The 19,316-nt window shown below is 71.9% G+C and carries 22 protein-coding genes; 7 read left to right on the forward strand and 15 right to left on the reverse strand.

What is annotated here, in order from left to right; genetic code table 11:
- The first annotated feature begins 50 nt into the window (after nucleotides 1–50).
- Entirely contained in the window at nucleotides 51–479 is a 429-nt protein-coding gene (locus tag GKC29_RS04195; RefSeq protein ID WP_155329572.1) for a SufE family protein, read from the forward strand.
- A gap of 20 nt (nucleotides 480–499) precedes the next feature.
- Nucleotides 500–1,144 carry a DsbA family protein gene (locus GKC29_RS04200; protein WP_155329573.1) on the forward strand — a complete coding sequence of 215 codons (645 nt, stop codon included), beginning with the start codon at nucleotides 500–502 and terminating at the stop codon, nucleotides 1,142–1,144.
- Between the two features lie 68 nt (nucleotides 1,145–1,212).
- Here the strand turns inward: GKC29_RS04200 and GKC29_RS04205 are convergent, their stop codons facing one another.
- The 6 genes from GKC29_RS04205 to GKC29_RS04230 form a co-directional block, all read right to left on the reverse strand.
- On the reverse strand, nucleotides 1,213–1,761 hold the full coding sequence (locus GKC29_RS04205) for a YbaK/EbsC family protein (RefSeq protein WP_155333973.1): 549 nt from the start codon (nucleotides 1,759–1,761) through the stop codon (nucleotides 1,213–1,215).
- Nucleotides 1,762–1,882: 121 nt separating this feature from the next.
- A complete protein-coding gene (locus GKC29_RS04210) occupies nucleotides 1,883–2,077 on the reverse strand; it encodes a hypothetical protein (protein WP_155329574.1) in 195 nt (64 codons plus the stop codon).
- Nucleotides 2,078–2,114: 37 nt separating this feature from the next.
- Nucleotides 2,115–2,897 (reverse strand): SDR family oxidoreductase, encoded by a 783-nt coding sequence (locus GKC29_RS04215; protein ID WP_155333974.1) that lies wholly within the window; start codon nucleotides 2,895–2,897, stop codon nucleotides 2,115–2,117.
- A 79-nt stretch (nucleotides 2,898–2,976) separates the two neighbouring features.
- Nucleotides 2,977–3,618 carry a GAP family protein gene (locus GKC29_RS04220; protein WP_155329575.1) on the reverse strand — a complete coding sequence of 214 codons (642 nt, stop codon included), beginning with the start codon at nucleotides 3,616–3,618 and terminating at the stop codon, nucleotides 2,977–2,979.
- Nucleotides 3,619–3,681: 63 nt separating this feature from the next.
- The gene (locus GKC29_RS04225) at nucleotides 3,682–5,061 is read right to left on the reverse strand and encodes an MFS transporter (RefSeq protein ID WP_230688913.1); all 1,380 of its coding nucleotides are present in this window, start codon (nucleotides 5,059–5,061) and stop codon (nucleotides 3,682–3,684) included.
- Nucleotides 5,062–5,184: 123 nt separating this feature from the next.
- Nucleotides 5,185–5,445 (reverse strand): hypothetical protein, encoded by a 261-nt coding sequence (locus GKC29_RS04230; RefSeq protein ID WP_155329576.1) that lies wholly within the window; start codon nucleotides 5,443–5,445, stop codon nucleotides 5,185–5,187.
- A 219-nt stretch (nucleotides 5,446–5,664) separates the two neighbouring features.
- Between GKC29_RS04230 and GKC29_RS04235 the strand changes: the two genes are divergently transcribed.
- The gene (locus GKC29_RS04235) at nucleotides 5,665–10,263 is read left to right on the forward strand and encodes an HAD-IC family P-type ATPase (RefSeq protein ID WP_230688914.1); all 4,599 of its coding nucleotides are present in this window, start codon (nucleotides 5,665–5,667) and stop codon (nucleotides 10,261–10,263) included.
- Nucleotides 10,264–10,292: 29 nt separating this feature from the next.
- Nucleotides 10,293–11,087 (forward strand): MBL fold metallo-hydrolase, encoded by a 795-nt coding sequence (locus GKC29_RS04240; protein ID WP_230688915.1) that lies wholly within the window; start codon nucleotides 10,293–10,295, stop codon nucleotides 11,085–11,087.
- A gap of 162 nt (nucleotides 11,088–11,249) precedes the next feature.
- Here the strand turns inward: GKC29_RS04240 and GKC29_RS04245 are convergent, their stop codons facing one another.
- From GKC29_RS04245 to GKC29_RS04270, 7 genes are all read right to left on the reverse strand, one after another.
- A complete protein-coding gene (locus GKC29_RS04245) occupies nucleotides 11,250–11,669 on the reverse strand; it encodes a CBS domain-containing protein (protein ID WP_155329577.1) in 420 nt (139 codons plus the stop codon).
- Nucleotides 11,670–11,743: 74 nt separating this feature from the next.
- The gene (locus tag GKC29_RS04250; RefSeq protein WP_155333977.1) at nucleotides 11,744–12,697 is read right to left on the reverse strand and encodes an L-threonylcarbamoyladenylate synthase; all 954 of its coding nucleotides are present in this window, start codon (nucleotides 12,695–12,697) and stop codon (nucleotides 11,744–11,746) included.
- An 84-nt stretch (nucleotides 12,698–12,781) separates the two neighbouring features.
- Nucleotides 12,782–12,904 (reverse strand): hypothetical protein, encoded by a 123-nt coding sequence (locus tag GKC29_RS30265; RefSeq protein ID WP_255456163.1) that lies wholly within the window; start codon nucleotides 12,902–12,904, stop codon nucleotides 12,782–12,784.
- Between the two features lie 217 nt (nucleotides 12,905–13,121).
- Nucleotides 13,122–14,042, reverse strand: coding sequence for an SEC-C metal-binding domain-containing protein (locus tag GKC29_RS04255; RefSeq protein ID WP_370463349.1), 921 nt, complete (start codon nucleotides 14,040–14,042; stop codon nucleotides 13,122–13,124).
- Between the two features lie 52 nt (nucleotides 14,043–14,094).
- Nucleotides 14,095–14,382: a type II toxin-antitoxin system RelE/ParE family toxin gene (locus GKC29_RS04260; protein WP_230688916.1), complete on the reverse strand. Its 288-nt coding sequence runs from the start codon at nucleotides 14,380–14,382 to the stop codon at nucleotides 14,095–14,097.
- Nucleotides 14,379–14,663, reverse strand: a complete 285-nt coding sequence (locus tag GKC29_RS04265) for a type II toxin-antitoxin system Phd/YefM family antitoxin (RefSeq protein WP_091614758.1) — start codon at nucleotides 14,661–14,663, stop codon at nucleotides 14,379–14,381. The genes GKC29_RS04260 and GKC29_RS04265 overlap by 4 nt, the downstream gene beginning before the upstream one ends.
- Before the next feature lie 406 nt (nucleotides 14,664–15,069).
- Nucleotides 15,070–15,522: a hypothetical protein gene (locus GKC29_RS04270; RefSeq protein WP_155329579.1), complete on the reverse strand. Its 453-nt coding sequence runs from the start codon at nucleotides 15,520–15,522 to the stop codon at nucleotides 15,070–15,072.
- Nucleotides 15,523–16,133: 611 nt separating this feature from the next.
- Between GKC29_RS04270 and GKC29_RS04275 the strand changes: the two genes are divergently transcribed.
- Entirely contained in the window at nucleotides 16,134–16,760 is a 627-nt protein-coding gene (locus GKC29_RS04275) for an SMI1/KNR4 family protein (protein ID WP_155329580.1), read from the forward strand.
- Nucleotides 16,761–16,821: 61 nt separating this feature from the next.
- Here GKC29_RS04275 and GKC29_RS04280 read toward each other — a convergent pair whose 3' ends face one another.
- On the reverse strand, nucleotides 16,822–17,328 hold the full coding sequence (locus tag GKC29_RS04280) for a nucleoside deaminase (RefSeq protein WP_155329581.1): 507 nt from the start codon (nucleotides 17,326–17,328) through the stop codon (nucleotides 16,822–16,824).
- Complete coding sequence (locus GKC29_RS04285; protein WP_155329582.1) at nucleotides 17,325–18,188, reverse strand: GntR family transcriptional regulator; 864 nt, start codon at nucleotides 18,186–18,188, stop codon at nucleotides 17,325–17,327. The genes GKC29_RS04280 and GKC29_RS04285 overlap by 4 nt, the downstream gene beginning before the upstream one ends.
- Nucleotides 18,189–18,331: 143 nt before the next feature.
- Between GKC29_RS04285 and GKC29_RS04290 the strand changes: the two genes are divergently transcribed.
- Both GKC29_RS04290 and GKC29_RS04295 read left to right on the forward strand, forming a co-directional pair.
- Entirely contained in the window at nucleotides 18,332–18,760 is a 429-nt protein-coding gene (locus GKC29_RS04290; RefSeq protein ID WP_155329583.1) for a hypothetical protein, read from the forward strand.
- A gap of 88 nt (nucleotides 18,761–18,848) precedes the next feature.
- On the forward strand, nucleotides 18,849–19,313 hold the full coding sequence (locus tag GKC29_RS04295) for a hypothetical protein (protein WP_155329584.1): 465 nt from the start codon (nucleotides 18,849–18,851) through the stop codon (nucleotides 19,311–19,313).
- Nucleotides 19,314–19,316: the final 3 nt, after the last annotated feature.

Here is a 19,316-nt window from a genome sequence, read left to right on the forward strand (position 1 = left end):
CCTTCTTAACACCTCCCGTCGGACGCAGTCGCCAGCGGTAGCCTGGCGGGATGCCCGAGATGCCGACCCGGCTGGCCGAGATCGTCGACGAGTTCGCCGCCGCACCCCGCGACGTCGTGCTGGAGATGCTGCTGGAGTACGCCGACGTCATCCCGCTGCTGCCGCCCGAGCGGGCGGACCGGGAGGGCATGGAGCAGGTGCCGGAGTGCCAGACGGCGTTCTTCCTGCGTGCCCGGGTGACCCCGGAGGGCACCGTCGAGACGCTGTTCGACTGCCCGCCCGAGGCACCCACCACCCGCGCGTTCGCCGGCATCCTCGCCGAGGGGCTCGCCGGGGCCACGCCGGCGGAGGTGCTGGCCGTTCCCGACGACCTCTACCAGCGGATGGGGCTCGCCCACGCGATCAGCCCGCTGCGCGTACGGGGCGGCACCGCGATCCTGGCCCGGCTCAAGCGCCAGGTCCGGGAACAGAGCAGCTGACCGGGGAGTTGTCACCGGGCATGGAGATCGAGATCTACGCCGACGTGGTGTGCCCCTGGTGCTACATCGGCAAGCGCCGGCTGGAGCAGGCCCTCGCGTCGTACGACGGTGACGTGACGGTCCGCTACCGGCCCTTCCAGCTCGACCCGACGCCGGTGCCGGAGTCCCGTCCGCTGATCGACGCGCTCGCGGACAAGTTCGGCGGCCGCGCCCGGGCGGAGCAGATGGCCGCCCACGTCACCGGGGTGGCCGCGGGTGCGGGTCTGACGCTGAACTTCGGCCATGCTCTGGCCGCGAACACCTTCGACGCGCACCGGCTGATCTCCTGGGCCACCGACCGTGGTCGGGCCGGTGAGACGGTGGACGCACTTTTCCGCGCGCACTTCACCGACGGCGTCGACATCGGGTCGCGGGACACGCTGGCCGCGCTCGCCGGCGAAGCCGGTCTGGACGCGGCCGAGGCGCGCGCCTTCCTCGACTCCGACGAGCGGGTCGCCGAGGTCCGTGCCGAGTTGGCCGACGCGCGGCAGCTCGGCGTCACGAGCGTCCCGACCTTCGTGCTGGCCGGGAAGTACGCCGTCACCGGCGCCCAGGAGCCGGAGACCCTCGTCGCCGCGCTCGAGGAGGTGCGCCGCCGCGAGGCCGGCGAGACCTCAGTCAATTGATGATCATCATGTTTCACGTGCAACGGTATCGATGATCGTCTTCGGCCTACGCGGCGGTCGCCCGCCGCTCAGGCGGGTCGGGCCAGGTCGTCGAGCACGCGGGCGTTCGGTAGCGCACCGAGCGCCGGGCCGGGCAGCGCGATCTTGCTGTGCCGCACTCCGGAGCCGATGATCACATGCGGGGTGGCGATCACCCGCGCGTCGACCAGGATCGGCCACTCCTCGGGCAGGCCGATGGGCGTGATGCCGCCGTACTCCATGCCGGTCGACTCCACCGCGTCGGCCATCGGGGCGAAGCTCGCCTTGCGCACGTCGAGCGCCCGCCGGACCACGTTGTTCACATCCGCCCGAGTGGTCGCGAGCACGACGCAGGCCGCGTAGCGCACGAGGCCCTCGCGCTTGCCGGCGACCACCACGCAGTTGGCCGACACGTCGAGGCCCACGTCGTACGCCTCGCAGAACGCCGCCGTGTCGGCCAGATCGGCGTCGATCGGCGCCGCCAGCACGTCGTCGACGTCCACCGGAGCGTCGGCGGGCCACTGCGCGAGGGCGGCGGCCACCGGCGCGGCGAGCAGGTCCGGGCGGGTACGGGCAGATTCGGTCTTCAGCGTCCCCATCACGGGTGCGATCCTCGCACCCGTGATGGGGAACCGCCCACCGACCGGCGGTGCCGACGGTCGTGTTAACGAGGGACCCTTCCTCTACCGCAGGCGTTAATAAGGGGCCCTTCCTTACACCTCAGCTGCCGGTGAGGAAGCCGTTCTCGCGGAGCAGGGTGCGGTCGCGGTGGGCGGCCAGCTCCGCGGCGCGCTCGGCCTGGATCCGGCGCACCTCCATCTCCTCCAGCGCGTGCCGGATCGCGAGCCGGATCACCCCGTAGAGGAAGACGAACCCGCCGACGTACAGGATCACGGTGGTCACCATGGCGAACATGGCGCCACCGTAGGCCGGACGTGAACGGCGCGAACGTTCACTTTGCGCCGGTTCCCCCATACGTGTCGCTCAGGTACTCCGACCAGGTGCGGATGCCGCGCGGAGCCGCCCCGGTGACCAGCCCGCCCGCCCGCAGTTCCCGGCCCAACCGACCGGGTACGCGCACCGCCAGCAGCGGTCGGCGCGTACCCCGGGCCGCGTTCCACGCCCGGACCGCCTCGTCGAACCGGAGCACCTGCGGCCCGCCGTACTCCTCGACCGCCCGCAGCGGGCCGGCGGTGAGCCGCTGCACCAGCCGCTCCGCGACATCGCGCGGGTCGACCGGCTGGGCGACCACCGCCCGGTCCCCGATCACCGGCCCGAGCCGGCTCGCACCCCGCAGCATCTCGTCGAGGAACCCACCGAACTGGGTGGCCCGCAGCACCGTCCACGGCACCTCACCGGCGCCCACCACCTGCTCGGCATCCCGCTTGTGCCGGTAGTAGGGGATCGGCACCCGGTCCACGCCCACGATCGACACGTACACCAGGTGGCGGACGCCGGCCTCCCCGGCGGCGACGACCAGCCGGCGCGTGCCGAGCACGTCGACCCGGTAGGTCTGCCGCCCGTTCGGCGCGGACGCCAGGTGCAGGACCGCGTCGACGCCGGCGACCGCCGCTCGCAACCCCTCCCCGGTCGCCAGGTCCACCGACACCCACTCGACCGTCGGCTCGTCGCGGGCGTGCCGGCTCGTCGCCCGTACGCTCCACCCCTCGTCGAGCAGCCGGGGCACGACGACCCGCCCCAGCCGTCCACCCGCGCCGGTCACCAGGACCCGCATGCCGTCCTCCTCCGCGTTCAGGCTGTTCCACACCGGTAGACGGGGCCGGACGGCGGCACGTGACCCGGCGAGAGCCGGCTCACTGGAGCGCGTCCTGCAACGTCAGCGCGAGGAACAGCGCGATCACCACCTCGCTGATCAGCCAGGAGTGCCGGTCGGCCCAGTCCCGCATCCGGGGCAGCACCGCCGCCGCCCGCGGACCGAGCAGGAGCAGCGCCAGCAGCGGCACCGCCAGCAGCAGCACGGTGAGCAGGACGAACGGCAGCAGGTGCCACCACGGCAGGTCGTGCCGGGCCGTGCTCGCGCCCGCGCTGAGCATGGTGAGGTCGTCCGCGGGCATCGCACCGAGGAGCAGCGCCGCCAGCCGGGCCGCGTACGCCGGGCCGGACCGCTGTAACCGGTCGATCCAGGACGGCGTGCCACCGCGGTGTCGCCGGACGAACACGACCACCGCCAGCACGACCAGCACCGCGATGACGAACCAGTCGATCCAGCCCTCGATCGTCCGGCGATCGGCGCCGCCTGCGGTCAGATTGACCTTGACCGTGCGGGTGGCCAGCCAGCTCAGCGTCGTGCCAGCGGCGACGACGACGGTCGCACCGGCCAGATACCCCAGCGACGCGGCGCGTGGCCGCTCGGCGGAGGCGAGGAACACCGCCGCGACCAGCGGGGTCCCGGCGACCATCACGACGGCCATCGGGAAGGTGCCGAGGAACTCCATCGCCCGTCATCCTCTCGGGCCGGGCCCGGTCGCCGCGGCGTTTTCCCCTGACCGTCGTCCCGCTCACCGCGTCGCCGGCACCACCCGGTGGGCCAGCAGAGCGCCCAGCAGCCCCAGCCCGGCGGCGACCGCCAGCGTGCCGGCGTAGCTGCCCGGACCGGGTGCCGCGCTCGCGGCGAGCAGCGCACCGGTCAGGGCCAGGACGGTCGCCGCGAAGAGCGAGTCCCCCAGTTGCAGGGACGAGCTGTTCCGGCCCTGCTCCCCGGGGGCGGACAGCTCCAGCGTGAGCACCGACAGCGAGGGGTAGAGCAGGCCCATCCCCAGCCCCGCCCCCGCCCACCCGAGGACGGCGACCCACACCGGCGCGGCCGGCACCAGGGCGGACGTCACCACGGCGGTGCCGAGGGTGATGCAGGCGAGGCCGACCGTCGGCAGCGTCGCGCGGGAGCGTGGCACCGGCATCCGCCCCTGCAGCCACGAGCCACCCGACCAGGCCAGCGCGCCCGCGGTGAGGACCAGCCCGGCGGCGGTGGGCGACAGACCCCGCTCCCGCGTGAGCATCAGCGGGATCACCACTTCGGCGGCGACGAACGCGGCGGACGCCAGCCCGCGCAGCCCGATCACGGTGGGCAGGCCCCGGCCGGCCCGGAGGAATCCCGCCGGCAGCAGCCGGGGCGCGCTGACCAGGAGCCCGGCCAGCGCCGCCCCCACCAGCGCGACGGCGGTGATCCCGCGCTGCTGCCCCCCGACGTGCAACAGTGCGGCGCTCACCGCCGCCGCTCCGGCCCAGCCGAGCCGGGTCAGCGCGCCAGCCGGACGACCGGCCGCCGGTACCGCGCCGACCGCCCGCAGCCCCGGACCGATCAGCAGGCCCGCCGGTACGGCCACCGCCGGCACCGCCAGGAAGACCCAGCGCCAGCCGAGGTGCTCGACCACCAGGCCCGCCACGGCCGGGCCGACCAGGGACGGCACGACCCACGCCGCCGCGAACGCGGCGAAGATCTGCCGGTGCAACCGCTCCGGGTACACGCGCCCCACGACCACGTACAGCGCCACTGACAGCAGGCCGGACCCGAACCCCTGCACCACCCGGCCGACCACCAGGACCTCCATGGAGGTGGCGCTCCCGGCCACCACCAGGCCCGCCACGAACCACCCGAGGCCGTGCCACACCGGGCCGCTCGGCCCGCGCATGTCCGACCAGAGCCCGGACAGCACCATGGCGAGCACACCGGCCGCGAAGGGCCCGCCGAAGGCGATGCCGTACAGGGCGATGCCGTCGAGACCGCGCGCGACGGTCGGCATGGCGGTGCCGACCGCCAGCGCCTCGAACGCCAGCAGGGAGACCAACGCCACGACACCCACCGTCATCGCCCGCAGCCGCGGTGCGAACAGCCCACCGGCCGGCGTGGGCGGGGCCGGGGTCGTCATCGTGGCGGTCACCGGGCACCCCGACTCTCACCCGTCACCGGCATCCACCACAGGTCACGGCTCTCGCCGGGCCATCGCCAATCGATCAGCACCCGCCCAGCGTGCGACCTCAACCGCGGTTGAGGTCAAGCGTGACTACGCGGCCTCCAACGCCTCGCCCAGCCCCTTGGCGAGCCCGGACAGGTGCTGGTCCGCGAGCAGGTGACCGGCGGTGATCACCAGCGCGAGCGGCCATTCGATGACCTGCAGCGCGGCCAGCACCCCCAGGCCCGCGTAGTACGCCAACTTGTCCGGCGGCGGCACCGCCACCTCACCCAGCACCGGGACGTCCACCCGGCGGCTGAACGCCCGGACCGTCTCGCGTCCCCCGCTGAGCTCCCGCGTCAGCGTGCTCATTGCGACCTCCACTAGAACGGCGACGGCACCCGGATTCCACCGACCCGCCCGTCCACACCCGGCCGGCCGGGGAAACTTTGCTGCTCCCCGGGGCATAACGGACGGCCGGCCGGGAAGCCAGCCCGCCGGAGGAGCAGGCATGGGAGGCGAGATGGAGTTCGGCGGCGGGAACAGCAGCACCGGGGGGTCGGGCCGGCACCTGTCCGGTCGTACGCCTCGATGACGCCGCTGGGCCGGGTCGCCGGCCGTCTTCGCCCTCCGGCCGCCGTGTCGCAGGTGGTGGGGGAGGCGTCCCGGAATCTCGGTTCGGCCGCGGTCCGGCTGGCCGGGGCCGCCGGCCTGACCCGCCGTCGGGTCTGGTCCCGTCCGGGCCGGCACCACATCGAGGTGCACGGCGTCTGCCAGGACGGCGGGGACGTCCTCGCCCGGCAGGTCGAGCGGGCGCTTGAGGGGATGCCCGGCGTGGCGTGGGCGCGGGTGAACGCACCGTCCGGCCGGGTGGTCGTCGCCGTCGAGTCGCCCGAGCCGAGGCTGCGTGACCTGATCGCGACCGTCGACCGGGCCGAACGCGTCTGTCCCCACGAGCCCGACCCGGAGATCCCGCCCCCGCATCCGCCCGAGGAGGGGCCGCGCACCCCCCGTACGCTCGGCGCGCTCGTGTCCGACGCGCTCGGTCTCACCATCTCGGCCGCGACCCGGATCCTGCCCTTCACCCCTGCCCCCGCCGAGGTCGCCGGCCTGCTCGGCGCCGTCGACCTGCATCCGAAGCTGCACGCCCTCGCCAACCGCGGACTGCGGGCCGACCCCCGCGCCGATCTGCTCTTCCCGCTGGCCGAGGCGGTGGTGCAGGGTCTGACCGGCGGTTGGACCGGCATCGTGCTCGATGGTGCCCAGCGCGTCGTGCAGTGGGGTGAGGCCCGGGCTCAGCTCGCGGCGTGGACGAAGGCCGAACCCCGGCTGACCGGCGACCCGGAGCGGGCCGTCGCCCGCACCCTGGACTCCGAGCGGCCCCGGCCGAAGCCGGACGGGCCGGTCGAGAGGTACGTGACGCGGATGCTCCACACCGGCGCCGTCGCCGCGGCGGCGGCCACCCCGCTCGTCGGCGGCAAGCGGGCCGCGGCGCTCGGCCTCTCCGCACTGCCGAAGGCCCCCGGCTCGGGTCGCGAGGGGTACGCCGCCCAACTCGGGAACCTGCTGGCGCGGCGCGGCGTCATCGCCATGGACCGTGGCGTGCTGCGGGAACTCGACCGGATCGACACGTTGGTTCTCGACGCCGCCGTGCTCGGCTCCGACCGGGGGCTGCTGGCCGACCTGGCTCCCCTCGGGGACGCCGACGCGGGCGAGGTGGCCTCGCGCGCGTTCGCGCTCTTCGACCCGGACGAGCCCGACGCGTGCCGGGAGGCCGACGGCTGGCGGATCGGTCCGGTCGAGGCGCTCGGCGCCGCGGACCCGGGGGACACCCCGGAGAGCGAGCGGCTACGGGCGGCGGACGGCCGGGTGCTCGGTCTGGCGCACGATGACCGGCTCGTCGCGGTGCTGCGGGTCGAGGCGGAACCCGCGCCGGGCGTGGACATCCTGCCGGCCGCCGCCCGGCGGGCGGGGCTGCGGCTGGTCGTGGCCGGCGACGACCCCGACCGGTACGACTTCGCCGACGCCGTCCTGCCCGGCGGTGAGCAGCTCGCCGGGACGGTACGCCGGCTGCAACAGGACGGCGCGGTGGTGATGCTGGTGTCCGGGGACCGGACGGCGCTCGGCGCCGCCGACTGCGGTCTCGGCATGGCCAGCGACGAGGAGTTGCCCCCGTGGGGTGCGCACCTTCTGGTCGGCACCGATCCGCGGGTGTCCGCGCTGGTGGTGGAGGCGGCCGGCGTGGCGCGGCGGATGAGCGCGCAGAACATCCGGCTCGCGCTCGCCGGCACCGGGCTCGGCGCCCTGTCCGCGTTCACCACCGACCGGGAGTTGCTCCCCGGCCGGACCCTGGCGGCGGTGAACGGCACCGCCGCGCTGGCGTTCGCCAACGGCGTGTGGCGTGCTCACCACCTGCCCAACCCGGCCGACGCGCCCGCCCCGCGCAAGGCGGTTCCCTGGCACCTGATGCCGGTGGAGACGGTCCTCGACCAGCTCCACAGCACCCCCGACGGCCTGGAGTGCGCCGAGGCCGCCCGGCGGCGGGGCGGCGTCGGACCCGACGGCCGCGCCCCGTCCACCCTGCTCCGGGCGTTCCTCGACGAGCTGGCCAACCCGCTCACCCCGGTCCTCGCCGCCGGGGCGGTGCTGTCCGCCTCCTTCGGCTCGCTCGTCGACGCCGCCCTGGTCGGCGGTGTGCTCGGCGGGTCGGCCCTGGTCGGCGCGGTGCACGAGCGCAACACCGAGCGTTCCCTGGCCGAACTGCTGTCCCGCTCGGCGGTCACCGCCCGGGTCCGGCGGGACGGCACCGACCGCGTGGTGCCCGCCGACGAGCTGGTTCCCGGCGATGTGATCGTCCTCGAACCGGGCGACGCCGTACCCGCCGACTGCCGGGTCCTGGAGGCGGTCGGGCTGGAGGCCGACGAGTCCTCACTCACCGGCGAGTCGCTGCCGGTGAGCAAGACCGACCAGCCGGTCGCCGCGGCCGCCGTCGCCGAGCGGCGCTCCATGGTGTACGAGGGCACCACCGTCGCCGCCGGGCAGGGCCGGGCGGTCGTCGTCGCCACCGGTGCCGACACCGAGGCCGGGCGCAGCATGGCGTTGGCCCGGCACGCTGCGCCCAGCGGCGGTGTCGAGGCGCGGCTCGGCGGGCTGACCAGCAAGTCCGTACCGCTCGCGCTGGGCTCGGCGATCGCCGTCGCGGGCGCCGGCGTGGCTCGGGGCGTACCCCTGGCGGAGACGGCCGCGACCGCCGCGAACCTGGCGGTCGCGTCGGTGCCCGAGGGGTTGCCGTTCCTCGTCAGCGCCGCGCAACTCGCCGCGGCCCGGCGGCTGGCCGAGCACGGCGCCCTGGTCCGCAACCCGCGCACGATCGAGGCGCTCGGTCGGGTCGACGTCCTCTGCTTCGACAAGACCGGCACGCTGACCGAGGGTCGGCTGGTGCTCTCCGGCGTCGGCGACGGGGACCGGTACGCCCCGGTCGACCGGCTCGACGACCACCTGCGCACGGTGCTCGCGGTCGCGCTCCGCGCCACACCGGACGCCGAGGATCCGGAGCAGCTCCCGGAGCAGACCGACCGCGCGGTTCGCCGGGCGGCGCGGGAGGCCGGCGCGGTGGAGCAGACCGGGGCGGCGGCCTGGCACCCCGTCGGAGGGTTGCCCTTCGAGCCGTCCCGCGGCTACCACGCCACCGTCGGCACCTGCGACGGAGGCCTGCTGCTCAGTCTCAAGGGCGCCCCGGAGACAGTGCTGCCCCGCTGCGTGAACCGGCGCACGGAGGCCGGCGTGGTGCCGATGGACGAGCCCAACCGGGCGGCGGTGCAGCACGAGTTGACCCGCCACGCCGGGGCCGGGCAGCGGGTCCTCGCGATCGCCGAACGGGCCGTGGACGACGAGACCGTCACCGACGACGACGTCCGGGGCCTGACCTTCGTCGGGATCCTGGCGCTGGGTGACGGGATCCGCGCCAGCGCCGCGCCGGCCGTCGCCAGCATCCGCAGGGCCGGCGTGCACACCGTGATGATCACCGGCGACCATCCCGCCACCGCCGAGGCGATCGCGTCGGTGATCAGCCCCGGCGACGGCCAGCGGGTGGTCACCGCCGCGGAACTCGACGACCTGGACGACGAGGCAATGGCCGCCCGACTGGTCACCACCGACGTGGTCGCCCGGTGCACCCCCGCCCACAAGGTACGGATCATCCAGGCGTTGCAGGCCTGCGGCCGGTGCGTGGCGATGACCGGTGACGGCGCGAACGACGCCCCGGCCATCCGTCTCGCCGACGTCGGCATCGCGCTCGGCCAGCGCGGCACCCCCGCCGCCCGGGCCGCCGCCGACCTGGTCGTCATGGACGACCGGCTGGAGACCATCATCGCCACGCTGACCGAGGGACGGGCCATGTGGTCGTCGGTCCGGCACGCGCTGAGCATCCTCGTCGGCGGCAACCTGGGCGAGATCGCGTTCAGCATCGTCACCGCCGCCGCCGACGGCCGTTCCGCCCTCAACGGCCGCCAACTGCTGCTGGTCAACCTGCTCACCGACCTGGCCCCCGCGCTGGCCATCGCGGTCCGCCCGCCGCGCCCCGAGCACAGCGAGGCCCTGCTCCGGGAGGGACCGGACACCTCCCTCGGCACCACCCTGGACCGGGAGATCGGGGTCCGCGCCACCTCCACCGCGCTCGGCGCCACCGCCGGCTGGGCGCTGGCCCGGTGGGCGGCCGGTTCACCCCGCCGGGCCGGCACCGTCGCCCTGGTGTCGCTGGTCGGTACGCAGCTCGGCCAGACCCTGCTGGCCGGCGGCACCACGCCCGGCGTCCTCATCTCCACCGCCGGATCGGTGGGAGTGCTCGTGCTGGTCGTGCAGACCCCCGGCCTCAGCCAGTTCTTCGGCTGCACCCCGCTCGGGCCGATCGGCTGGACGATCGCCACCGGCTCCGCGGTCGGCGCCACCCTCGCCAACGGCGCCGTGGCCCGGCTGGTGGAGCGGCTGCCGGCCCCGCCGCGAGCCGCCACCGACCTGATGCACCGCCTGCCGCTGCTACCCGACGCGGACCTGCTGCACCGGCTGCGCCGGTGGCCGACCGGCGGGCAACCCGGACCCGACGGGCAGCGTGGTCCCGACGGCGCTACCGCCGGCCAGCCGGGTCCGGACCGGTCGGCCGCGGAGCGTCCCGCGGACGCCCCGACCGCGTGAGTCCAGCGATCAGGGGTACGGGTGTCCCCGTGAGCGGGAACGCGGACGTGACGTTCATCGGGACCGCCACCACGGTGCTGCGGATCGGGGGGTTCACCCTGCTCACCGATCCGAACTTCCTGCATCGGGGGCAGCGCGCGTACCTGGGCAAGGGCCTGTGGTCACGCCGCCGTACGGACCCGGCGATGGAGGTCGCCCAACTGCCCGCCCTGGACGCGGTGGTCCTGTCCCACCTGCACGGGGACCACTTCGACCGGGTCGCCCGCCGGGAACTCGACCGTTCGCTTCCGATCGTCACCACTCCCGCCGCGAGCCGGAAGCTGCGCCGCTGGGGATTCCGCGCCGCCGACGGTGTGCCCACCTGGCACTCCCGGGAGCTGCACCGGGGCGGGACGACTCTGCGGCTCACCGCGCTGCCGGGCCAGCACGGTCCCGGTCCGCTGGACCGGCTGCTGCCCGACGTGATGGGCACCCTCGTCGACCTGGAACGCGACGGCACCCGCACGTTCCGGCTCTACGTCACCGGCGACACCCTTAACAAGCCGCTGCTGGCCGACATCCCCGGGCGCTACCCGGACATCGACGCGATGCTCATCCACCTCGGCGGCACGAAGATCGCCGGCATCCTGGTCACCATGGACGGCCGGCAGGGCGCCGACCTGGTCGAACTGATCCGGCCGACCCTCACCGTGCCCATCCACTACGACGACTACCCCGTGTTCCGCTCCCCGCTGGGCCACTTCGTCGCCGAGACCCGCCGGCGCGGCCTCGGCGGCGTCCGCACCATCGCCCGCGGCGAGACGGTGTCCCTGCTGCCGTCCTGAGGCGCGCACTTTCGGGGAAGTAGCGGCCTCCCGGCGGCCGGAGGCCACAACTTCCCCGAAGTTGTCCGGATCTTGGCGGCACGTCGGCGGCGAGTGGTCCCTTGTGGCGATCGCCGCCTGCCGGCCACGGGGCCGGAGGCGGCGATCGGTCGTGCCGTGCCGTCAGCTGCGCTCGGAGATGGCCTCGATGAGGTCACCGACCGGGCGATCCGGCAGGGACCGGGCCACGTCGGCGACGGCCACGATGCCGACGAGATCGTGCCCGTCGATCACCGGCAGCCGGCGCACCTTGTACTGGCTCATCGTCCGCAGGATCTCGGCCGCGTCGTCGTCGGCGCCGATGGTGACGGCCTCACCCTGCGCCAGCTCACCGGCGGTGACATTGGCCGGGTCGCGGCCCTCGGCGAGCACCTTCACCACGATGTCGCGGTCGGTCAGCATTCCCTTGAGCCGGTTGTCGTTCCCGCAGATCGGCAGCGAACCGACACCCAACTGGGCCATCTGCTTCGCCGCCGTCCGGAGGTCGTCCTGCTCACGGACGCAGGTCACGTCCTGGGTCATGATCTCGCGTGCGGTCGGCATGGGTATGACACCTCACTTCCGGGGGGTTGTTGCCGTTTCTCCTACCCCCACGGTCGCGGCCCATGCGCGGACGTTCACCGCCAGGTGGCCGCCGCCCGGCGCAGCCGGTCGTTGATCGCCCGGCCGACACCCACGTCGGGCACCGGCTCGGCGACGATCTCGGTGACGCCGGTGCTGTCCAGCCGGTGCAGCGCGTCGAACAGCCGGGCCGCCGCCTCGGTCAGGTCGCCGCCGGCGGAGAGCACCGCCACCTCGGCCCAGTCGCCCGCCGGCCGGTCCCGGAACGCGAGGAAGCCCCGCCGGGCACCGTCGCCGGCCGCCGGCTCCGCGCCAGAGACCACCCGCAACGGCGTACGCGGGGCGTAGTGCGCCGCGAGCGCGCCGGGCGCCACCGGCTGCCCGGAGCTGCCCGGGCGTACGACCACCGGCCCGACCGCCTCCTCCAGCGACTCCACCGGCAGCGCACCGAGGCGCAGCACCACCGGCCGGTCCCCCCGCATGTCCACGATCGTCGACTCGATGCCGCAGCGGGCCGACCCGCCGTCGAGCACCACGTCCACCGCCGCGCCCAGGCCGCGTACGACGTGCTCGGCCCGGGTCGGGCTCAGCTGGCCAAAGCGGTTGGCGCTCGGCGCGGCCACCGGCACCCCGGCCGCCGCGATCAACGCCCGCGCGGCATCGTGATCCGGCACCCGCACCGCCATCGTCTCGAGACCCGACGTGACGATCGGTGGGATCACCGCCGGCCGATCCACGATCAGGGTCAGCGGCCCCGGCCAGAACCGCTCGGCGAGCGCGGCCACCGCCGCCGGCACCGAGCCCACCAGCTTCTCCAGCTCCGCCGCCTCGGCCAGGTGTGTGATCAGCGGGTCGAAGCTCGGCCGTGCCTTGGCCTCGAAGATCCGGGCCACCGCCCGCGCGTCGAGCGCGTTGGCGCCCAGCCCGTACACGGTTTCGGTGGGGAAGGCCACCAACCCCCCGGTACGCAGGACGGAAGCCGCCTCGGCGATGCCGCTGTCGGCGGGCAGGACTTGCGGTGTGCTCACACGTCCGACGCTAACGTGCCGCGGCCTACGACCTCCGCACGGCCCTCCGACGCCGCCCCACCAGCATCAGGCTGGCTGGCATTCATCGTGGACGAAGGAGTCGGCCAGACCCAGCTCCAACGGGCCATCAACGCGCTTGCGCGTGAGCTGCGGTTCGTCCACTTCGACGGTGACGGCTGCCTCGACCACCAATAGTTGGTGTCGCCGACTGAGCCTCGGTGTGGAAGAGCGTGTGCGATTGCGGCCGTGAGCAGGCCGGATGATGTGGTGGGCCGGAGGTACCACCATGCGAACCACACCGTCACGATCGCCGGTGACCCGCTTCCCCTGGCAGCGGCAGCAGCGGTCGCAGGCCGGCCCGGGTCGTGACGGATTACCGTGTGCGACGCGCGTCGGAGTGCGCGGATCAGACCGCTCGGCCGCAACACTTCTTGTACTTGGCCGTCGATCCGCACCAGCATGGTGAGTTGCGCGGTGGCGGCCATGCGATTGTGTGCTCCTCCGGCAGGGTCTCGCTGTAGCGGGTCTTGAGCGCCGGATCGAGGGCGGACTCACCAACCCGGTCCGCGAACTCGCAGAGACCGGTGACAGTTGCCGGCACCACCCGGATGGCTGGCACACCGCTGTTCGTCAACTCACGCCACCGGCGCTCCGCAGCCTGATAGTGCTCGTCGTCGGTCACGGCGTGTTCCTGAGGCCACCGCCGTCGCGCCTCGGCCCGCTCCTGGCGCTGAAAGATCACCATCCGCACCTGCCGTGGCACCCGTCCAGACTTCACGGCGTCCCGCACACCATCCACGTCGACGATCTGCCGCCGCTGCGTCGGCGCCGCCGGAGCCAGCTCATCGGTAGCGTCCGGAACCAGACCCAACTGCTGACGGACCTCACGACGGCCGCGAATCATCACCGACGACATCTGCATCCAGCCATCCGAGCCGCTCAGCGCCCGCAACTCCTCGGTCGACAGGCGGGCCACCGCCCGGTCGTACCAGCGCAACGCACCGTGCAGATCGCCTCGCTCGGCGAGGAGTTCGGCGACCAGCGTGCAGTGACCGTCGTTCGTCGCCGCGTCGCGAGCCAGGCGGTCCAGCACGTCATGCGCCTCGTCGGCGTCGCCTTGCTCGAATCGCACCTCTGCGAGCTGCACCGTGGCGTAGCAGCCGTCCTCGCCGCCGTCAGCGATCAGTCTGTTCAGCAGATCGGCTGCGCGATCGAGCCGCCCCGCCCGGCGCCATGTGTCTGCAGCCTCGAGGAGGATCTCACCCCGCTCGTCCGGATACTGCTCTACCTCGGCCTCAAGGGCTGCGGCCTCGGCAGCCACGTTCATCGACACGGCGCTCACCGTACTCAATGCCTCCGGCGTCGGAGGGCCAGGGGCGTCAGGAGCGGTAGACATCCCTTCGATGATCTATGTCCACAACGGTCACGGTGTGGTTATCGTCGTCGATGCGGTAGATGATCCGGTAGGTGCCTCGACGGGCACTGAACCGATCTGACAACGGCGGCAGCAAGCGCTTCCCGACCCGGTAGGGCTCTCGCACCAACGGCCCGGTCATGAACTCGTACGCGGCAACCGCGACGGCCTCTGGCAACCGTTCGGCGAGCGCTCGACGGACGGTCGGCGTGGCGCGCAGCGTGTACGGACCTTCCGGCAGCCGCCGACTCACGCGGCAGAGGCGCGACGGGCGCGAATGGTCTCCGCAAGCTGGTCGGCGGACACCTCTTCACCTCGGGCCAGTTCCGCGTCGGAGTCGGCCAGCCGTCGCAGGGTACCCGCATCTCCGAGAACCGCGACGGTTTCCTCGAGCCGCTCAAGATCTTCCACCGAAACCAGCACGGCGGACGGACGGCCGTGCACCGTCACCGTCACCCGCTCGTGGTGGTCGTGCACCCGCCCCACCAGCTCAGAGAGCCGGGTCTTCACTTCCCCCAACGGCAGCGTCGTCATGGTCACAAGTATGACCAAAATCCGCCTTGCGTGTCCACCGTTTCGACGGATGCTACGCCGGCAAGTTCGCCTGGTGACCACATCCCGCTACAAGCCGGCAGGTGAGAAAGATGCGTGGAGCCCAGGGGACTCGAACCCCTAACCCCTGCCTTGCAAAGATCAAGCGCCCTGTCGGCCGGCGTCGCCCCTTGCCGCTGACCTGCACCGCTCGTCGGCCAGTGCGGCTCTCGGCCGCCTCTCGCCGGCTGGCTTGGCTGTACCGATGGCTGTACAGCCACCTTGATCCTCGATTCCCAAGACCATGTCTAGCCCGTCCGGGTCGGTCCGCCTGGTCCCGGTCCTCGGGCGCTCGGCAACTCGATCCGTTCGGTTCGGTCCCCCGCTTGTGGCCCAGATGGCTCGGCCGTTAGCGCTTAGGCGAACGGACAACCGACTTTTGGTAGCCGAGCAGTCGGCGGAAAGCAGCGCGCAACCCAAGCGACGCGGATAGCCAGTACGCCCCGCCGGAGCCGTCGAAGTACATCCTTCGCGAGACCACGCGTCCGTTCCGCTTGCCGATTTCCTCGTAGTAGTTCCCTTCGATGAACACTCGGACAGCCTCAAGGAAATCATCGAGAACTGCGAGCTTGTCCTCATCGTCGTAGGCAGTTCGCACCATCTTGTAACCGTTTCCGAGGTCAACGAAGTAGACCTCGGTCGTCTCGGTCATCGTTGCAGTGGCCGTAGCACCATCGCCGGCGCGGAATACCCGTAGCCGAAGCCCACTGTCCTCGTCGCTGATCTCAAAGCTGCGCGCGGCACCCGATCGAACGAGGGATGTCCCCGCATCCCCCATCCTCTCCCTCATTGCCTCGATCATCGGTCGATTATCTAGCAGGGCGTCTCCATGCATGCCTTCGCGGACTGGCTGGACGCCAGTCTGCCCCCATCCCCCGGATAGGTGCCAGAACTGCGGCGCCTGGTCGGGGTCAAGGGTGGCCGTAGGCCATCGGCGTGCCGACGCGCAGCGCCCTTGACGCCGGCCAGGTGGCGTAGAGGATCGGGCACCCGGGGGGGTGGGTCACACCCTGGTCCTCGTCGTCGTTGAAATGCGGACGGTGCCCACGAGAGTTCGTGGGCAAGCAGCTCTGCTGCGCGGCAGCGATCGCCCTACCCTCGACGGAGGACAGCCCCGACGGCGATCGTCCCGCCTCAGCCCATCACACCGGGTCCCCACCAGCGTGGCCGGCCGGCCCGGCCGATGCCGGCCGGAGGTCGCCAGCAGGCCGGGCCGGGCCGGCGCGGCCCGCTTGCGGGCCGCCTTGATCCTAAAAAGGGGAATTCGGCAGTGCGTGAGCTCTGTCAGAGTGTCCGGCGATGGGCCGCGACACCCCGTAGCGATCGAATCGCGGCAGTTGAGTGCAGCGGTCCTCGACCGTCGGCCGAGATCGATGCTTGCCGGAATCCGTACGCCAATGGCACGATGAAACCATGGATGATCTTGCCACGCTGGCAGACCTACTACAGCTGCCGCCGATGGATGAGGCTTATTGGCGATCGTCCGATTGGTCGGCTATCGAAACGGCACTCGGTGCTGAACTGCCGAGCGACTACAAGTTTTTTGTCGACACATATGGTCCCGGTGCCATCAACGATCATCTGCTCGTATGCGCACCCGATGCCTCTCTCGGCTGGACTGACTTGGTCGACAACAATGAGGTGGCGCAGGAGTCGTGCCGGATCTGGTTCAGCGGCGTTGACGACGAACCTTTCAGCCGTCTCGAACGGGCTTGGCCGCTGGGTGATTCCTCCCGTTGGGACGGTGACCATGTTCCCGACTGGTTCCAGCCCGGCGATAACCTCATCTCCTGGGGCGGAACCCCCAACGGCGACTTTCTCTTCTGGCACGTAAAGCCCGGCGTCGCCCCCGCTGATCACCCGGTGGTCCTTCGTGAAAGAGGGCCGTACTTCGAACGTTTCGACGGCGGGTTCGCCATGACCCTCGGGGGTTTGCTCACCGGTACCATCCGTTCCCGATATCTGAGTAGATGGCTGCGCGTCCCGCATTCTTACGGCTTGGCCGGCCGCAGAGACATCAACGGCAGACATCTAGAGTGAATCCGGCGAGTATCGTGGTGCGCCGCAGGCAGTCAGATGTCACGGACTGTAACCAGCTCTGTCAGAGCTTGGGTTCGACCGGTGACGGCAGCATGTCGGCCCACTTGCGCAGTACGTCGACGGCCTGGTTTCGGAGGGCTCCTTCGGCAACCTCTTCGCGCAGTGAACGGCGTTCGGCCGGTTGGGCGACCTCGCGGTAGAACTGGAGGTCTTCGAAACCGTAGGTTGCTACGTCGTGACTGGTGGCCCCGAAGATCAGGCGGGGAATGCGTGCCCAGTAGCAGGCCATGAGGCACATGGGGCAGGGCTCACTGCTGGCGTACATGGTGCCGTCTTCGAAGAGGTGTCGCCCGAGGTTGCTGCCTGCGTGACGCAGGGCCATGACTTCGGCGTGTGCGGTCGGGTCTCGTAGCTCGACAACGCTGCTGGTGCCCTCTCCGACGATCTCTCCGGAGATGACGACGATGGCTCCGAAGGGAGTCTTGCCCTCGTCCTCCAACGCGCGCCGCGAGATTTCGATGGCCCTTGCTAGGAACCGCTCGTCTTGGGCGTTCAGGTCTGCGGTCATGGTCTTCCTCCTTGCCGCCCTGATGGCTTGCCGCTGGATCTGCGTTTGGGCCAGGGCTTGAGTGGGGTGACGAATCGGAGTTCGGTCCGGTCGGCCGGGTATTCGGCGTCGGAGACTTCGACGACTCTTTCGTTGGCGTCCAGGGAGATGCGTCGGCAGAGGATGAAGGGAACGCCGTCGGGCAGGCCCCAGAGCTGGGCCTCGGCAGTGGTCGGCATCCGGCCTGTTACTTCGTCAATCATGGTCATGATTTCCACGCCGACTGTCGAGAGCTGGTGTTGGGTTCCTCCCGGCCACGGCTCGTTGGCCTCGTCAAGGAGCGCGGGGTTTGAGCTGATGAGCGCAACCGGCATGTAGGAGATGCTTGACGAGAGAAGCAAGCCGCTTGCCCGGTCGGTCGAGTCGTAGCGTCGCCGCAGCAGTAGTTCCGTCGGCTCGATTCGGAACAGGTCGGCCAGGTCCGGGCCGGCTTCCACCTGGTCGTAGCGGGAGCGGAACTCCTGCTCGCTGATCTGCATGTTGAGGTTGGTCTCGGCCTCGCCTACGACGGCACGCTCGGCTTCAGGGCGTGCGGCAAGGTCTTTCTCGACCTGGTGACGCTCAGAGGAGCGGATGACCTTGCGGGGTGGAACGCGCACCACCGGTGCTTTGCCGCGTCCGCTGCTGATGAGGCCCTGAGCTTTGAGCAGGGCGATCGCCGCGCGGGCGGATCCGACAGAGCATGACCAGCGCTCGGCCAGCTCGGCCAGCGTGGGCAGTGAGTCTCCCGGCGTCAGCTCGCCGCGCTCGATCTGCATGCGGATGTCGTCAGCGATCTTCAATTGGATCGGCAGCGGGACGACTGTTGGACGTGGCTCCATGTCTCCATCCTCGCAGGTTTGCCAGCAAACCTCTTGCTCCGTGGGCGATGCATGCCTTACTGTCGATTGCATGTTTGCTAGCGAACTAGCGAACTCGATGTCCGGTCCGGCAGACGTCCGGCGACAACAGGAGGCAAGAGGGCATGGTCCCCAACACGATCAAGGTTCCGGTTCCGTTCGAGTACGTCTTCCCGGCTGGCGCGCTGTGCCTCGGGGTGGAGCCGGTGACGGACTTCGACAAGCGCGGCCAGGGCGACGACCAGGCGCGTGACAAGGACACCGGTGAGCGGCTGTGGGTGGTCAAGGTCCTGGACCTGGACCCGGAGGCCGGGAAGTTCGGCGGGTCCAAGGAGGTCAAGGTGAAGATCGCGGCCCCGGTCCAGCCGGTGCCGCCCGCGTCGAAGATCCCCGGCTACCCGCCGGCGGTGATGTTCACCGACGTGACCCTGACCCCGTACGTCGACAGCCAGCGGTGCAAGGGCTCGGGGAAGTGCCGGGCGCGTCAGGCGTGGTCGATCCGCGCGGGCGCCATGACCGAGCCGACCGCCGCCGCGACGAAGCAGGCGGCCTGACCAGAACTGGACGCGCGGGGCGGGCCTCATCCGCCAAGACCAAGCCTGCCCCGCGCCTCACCCGATCACCTCGGAAGGAGTTGGGCTGATGCCCACGCTAGCTGACGCTGCCCGCATCGCCGGGAACCCGCGCCCCGCCCCCGCCCGTCGCACCCACCGCCGCACAGTGATGCGCCTGGCCGGTCCTGGTATCCGGGCCGCCCGCGAGGTCTACACCACCATCCCCGCCGACGCCGTCCGCGTCGCCGCCCTGGTTGAGATCTCCGCCGCCGCCGCAGCCCTAGCCCGCACGGTGGTCAAGCTGCGCCACCTCGACCCGGACCTGATCGCCCCGCACGTCTCCGACCGCGTCGACCTCCGCGCCGTCCTTGGTCGCGGTCAGTGGCTGCCGACCATGACCCGACACGTCCCCGCCCCGCAGGCCGGGCCGGTCGATCTGGCCGCGCTGATGCCGACCCGGACTCCGGCGCGTCGCCGGGTCGTCCGCCGTCGTCTCGGTGCGCCGGGGCAGAACTCCCTGTTCACCGCTGTCGCGACGGGCGGGGAGGGCTGAGGG

The organism is Micromonospora sp. WMMC415 (assembly GCF_009707425.1).
Lineage (GTDB): Bacteria > Actinomycetota > Actinomycetes > Mycobacteriales > Micromonosporaceae > Micromonospora.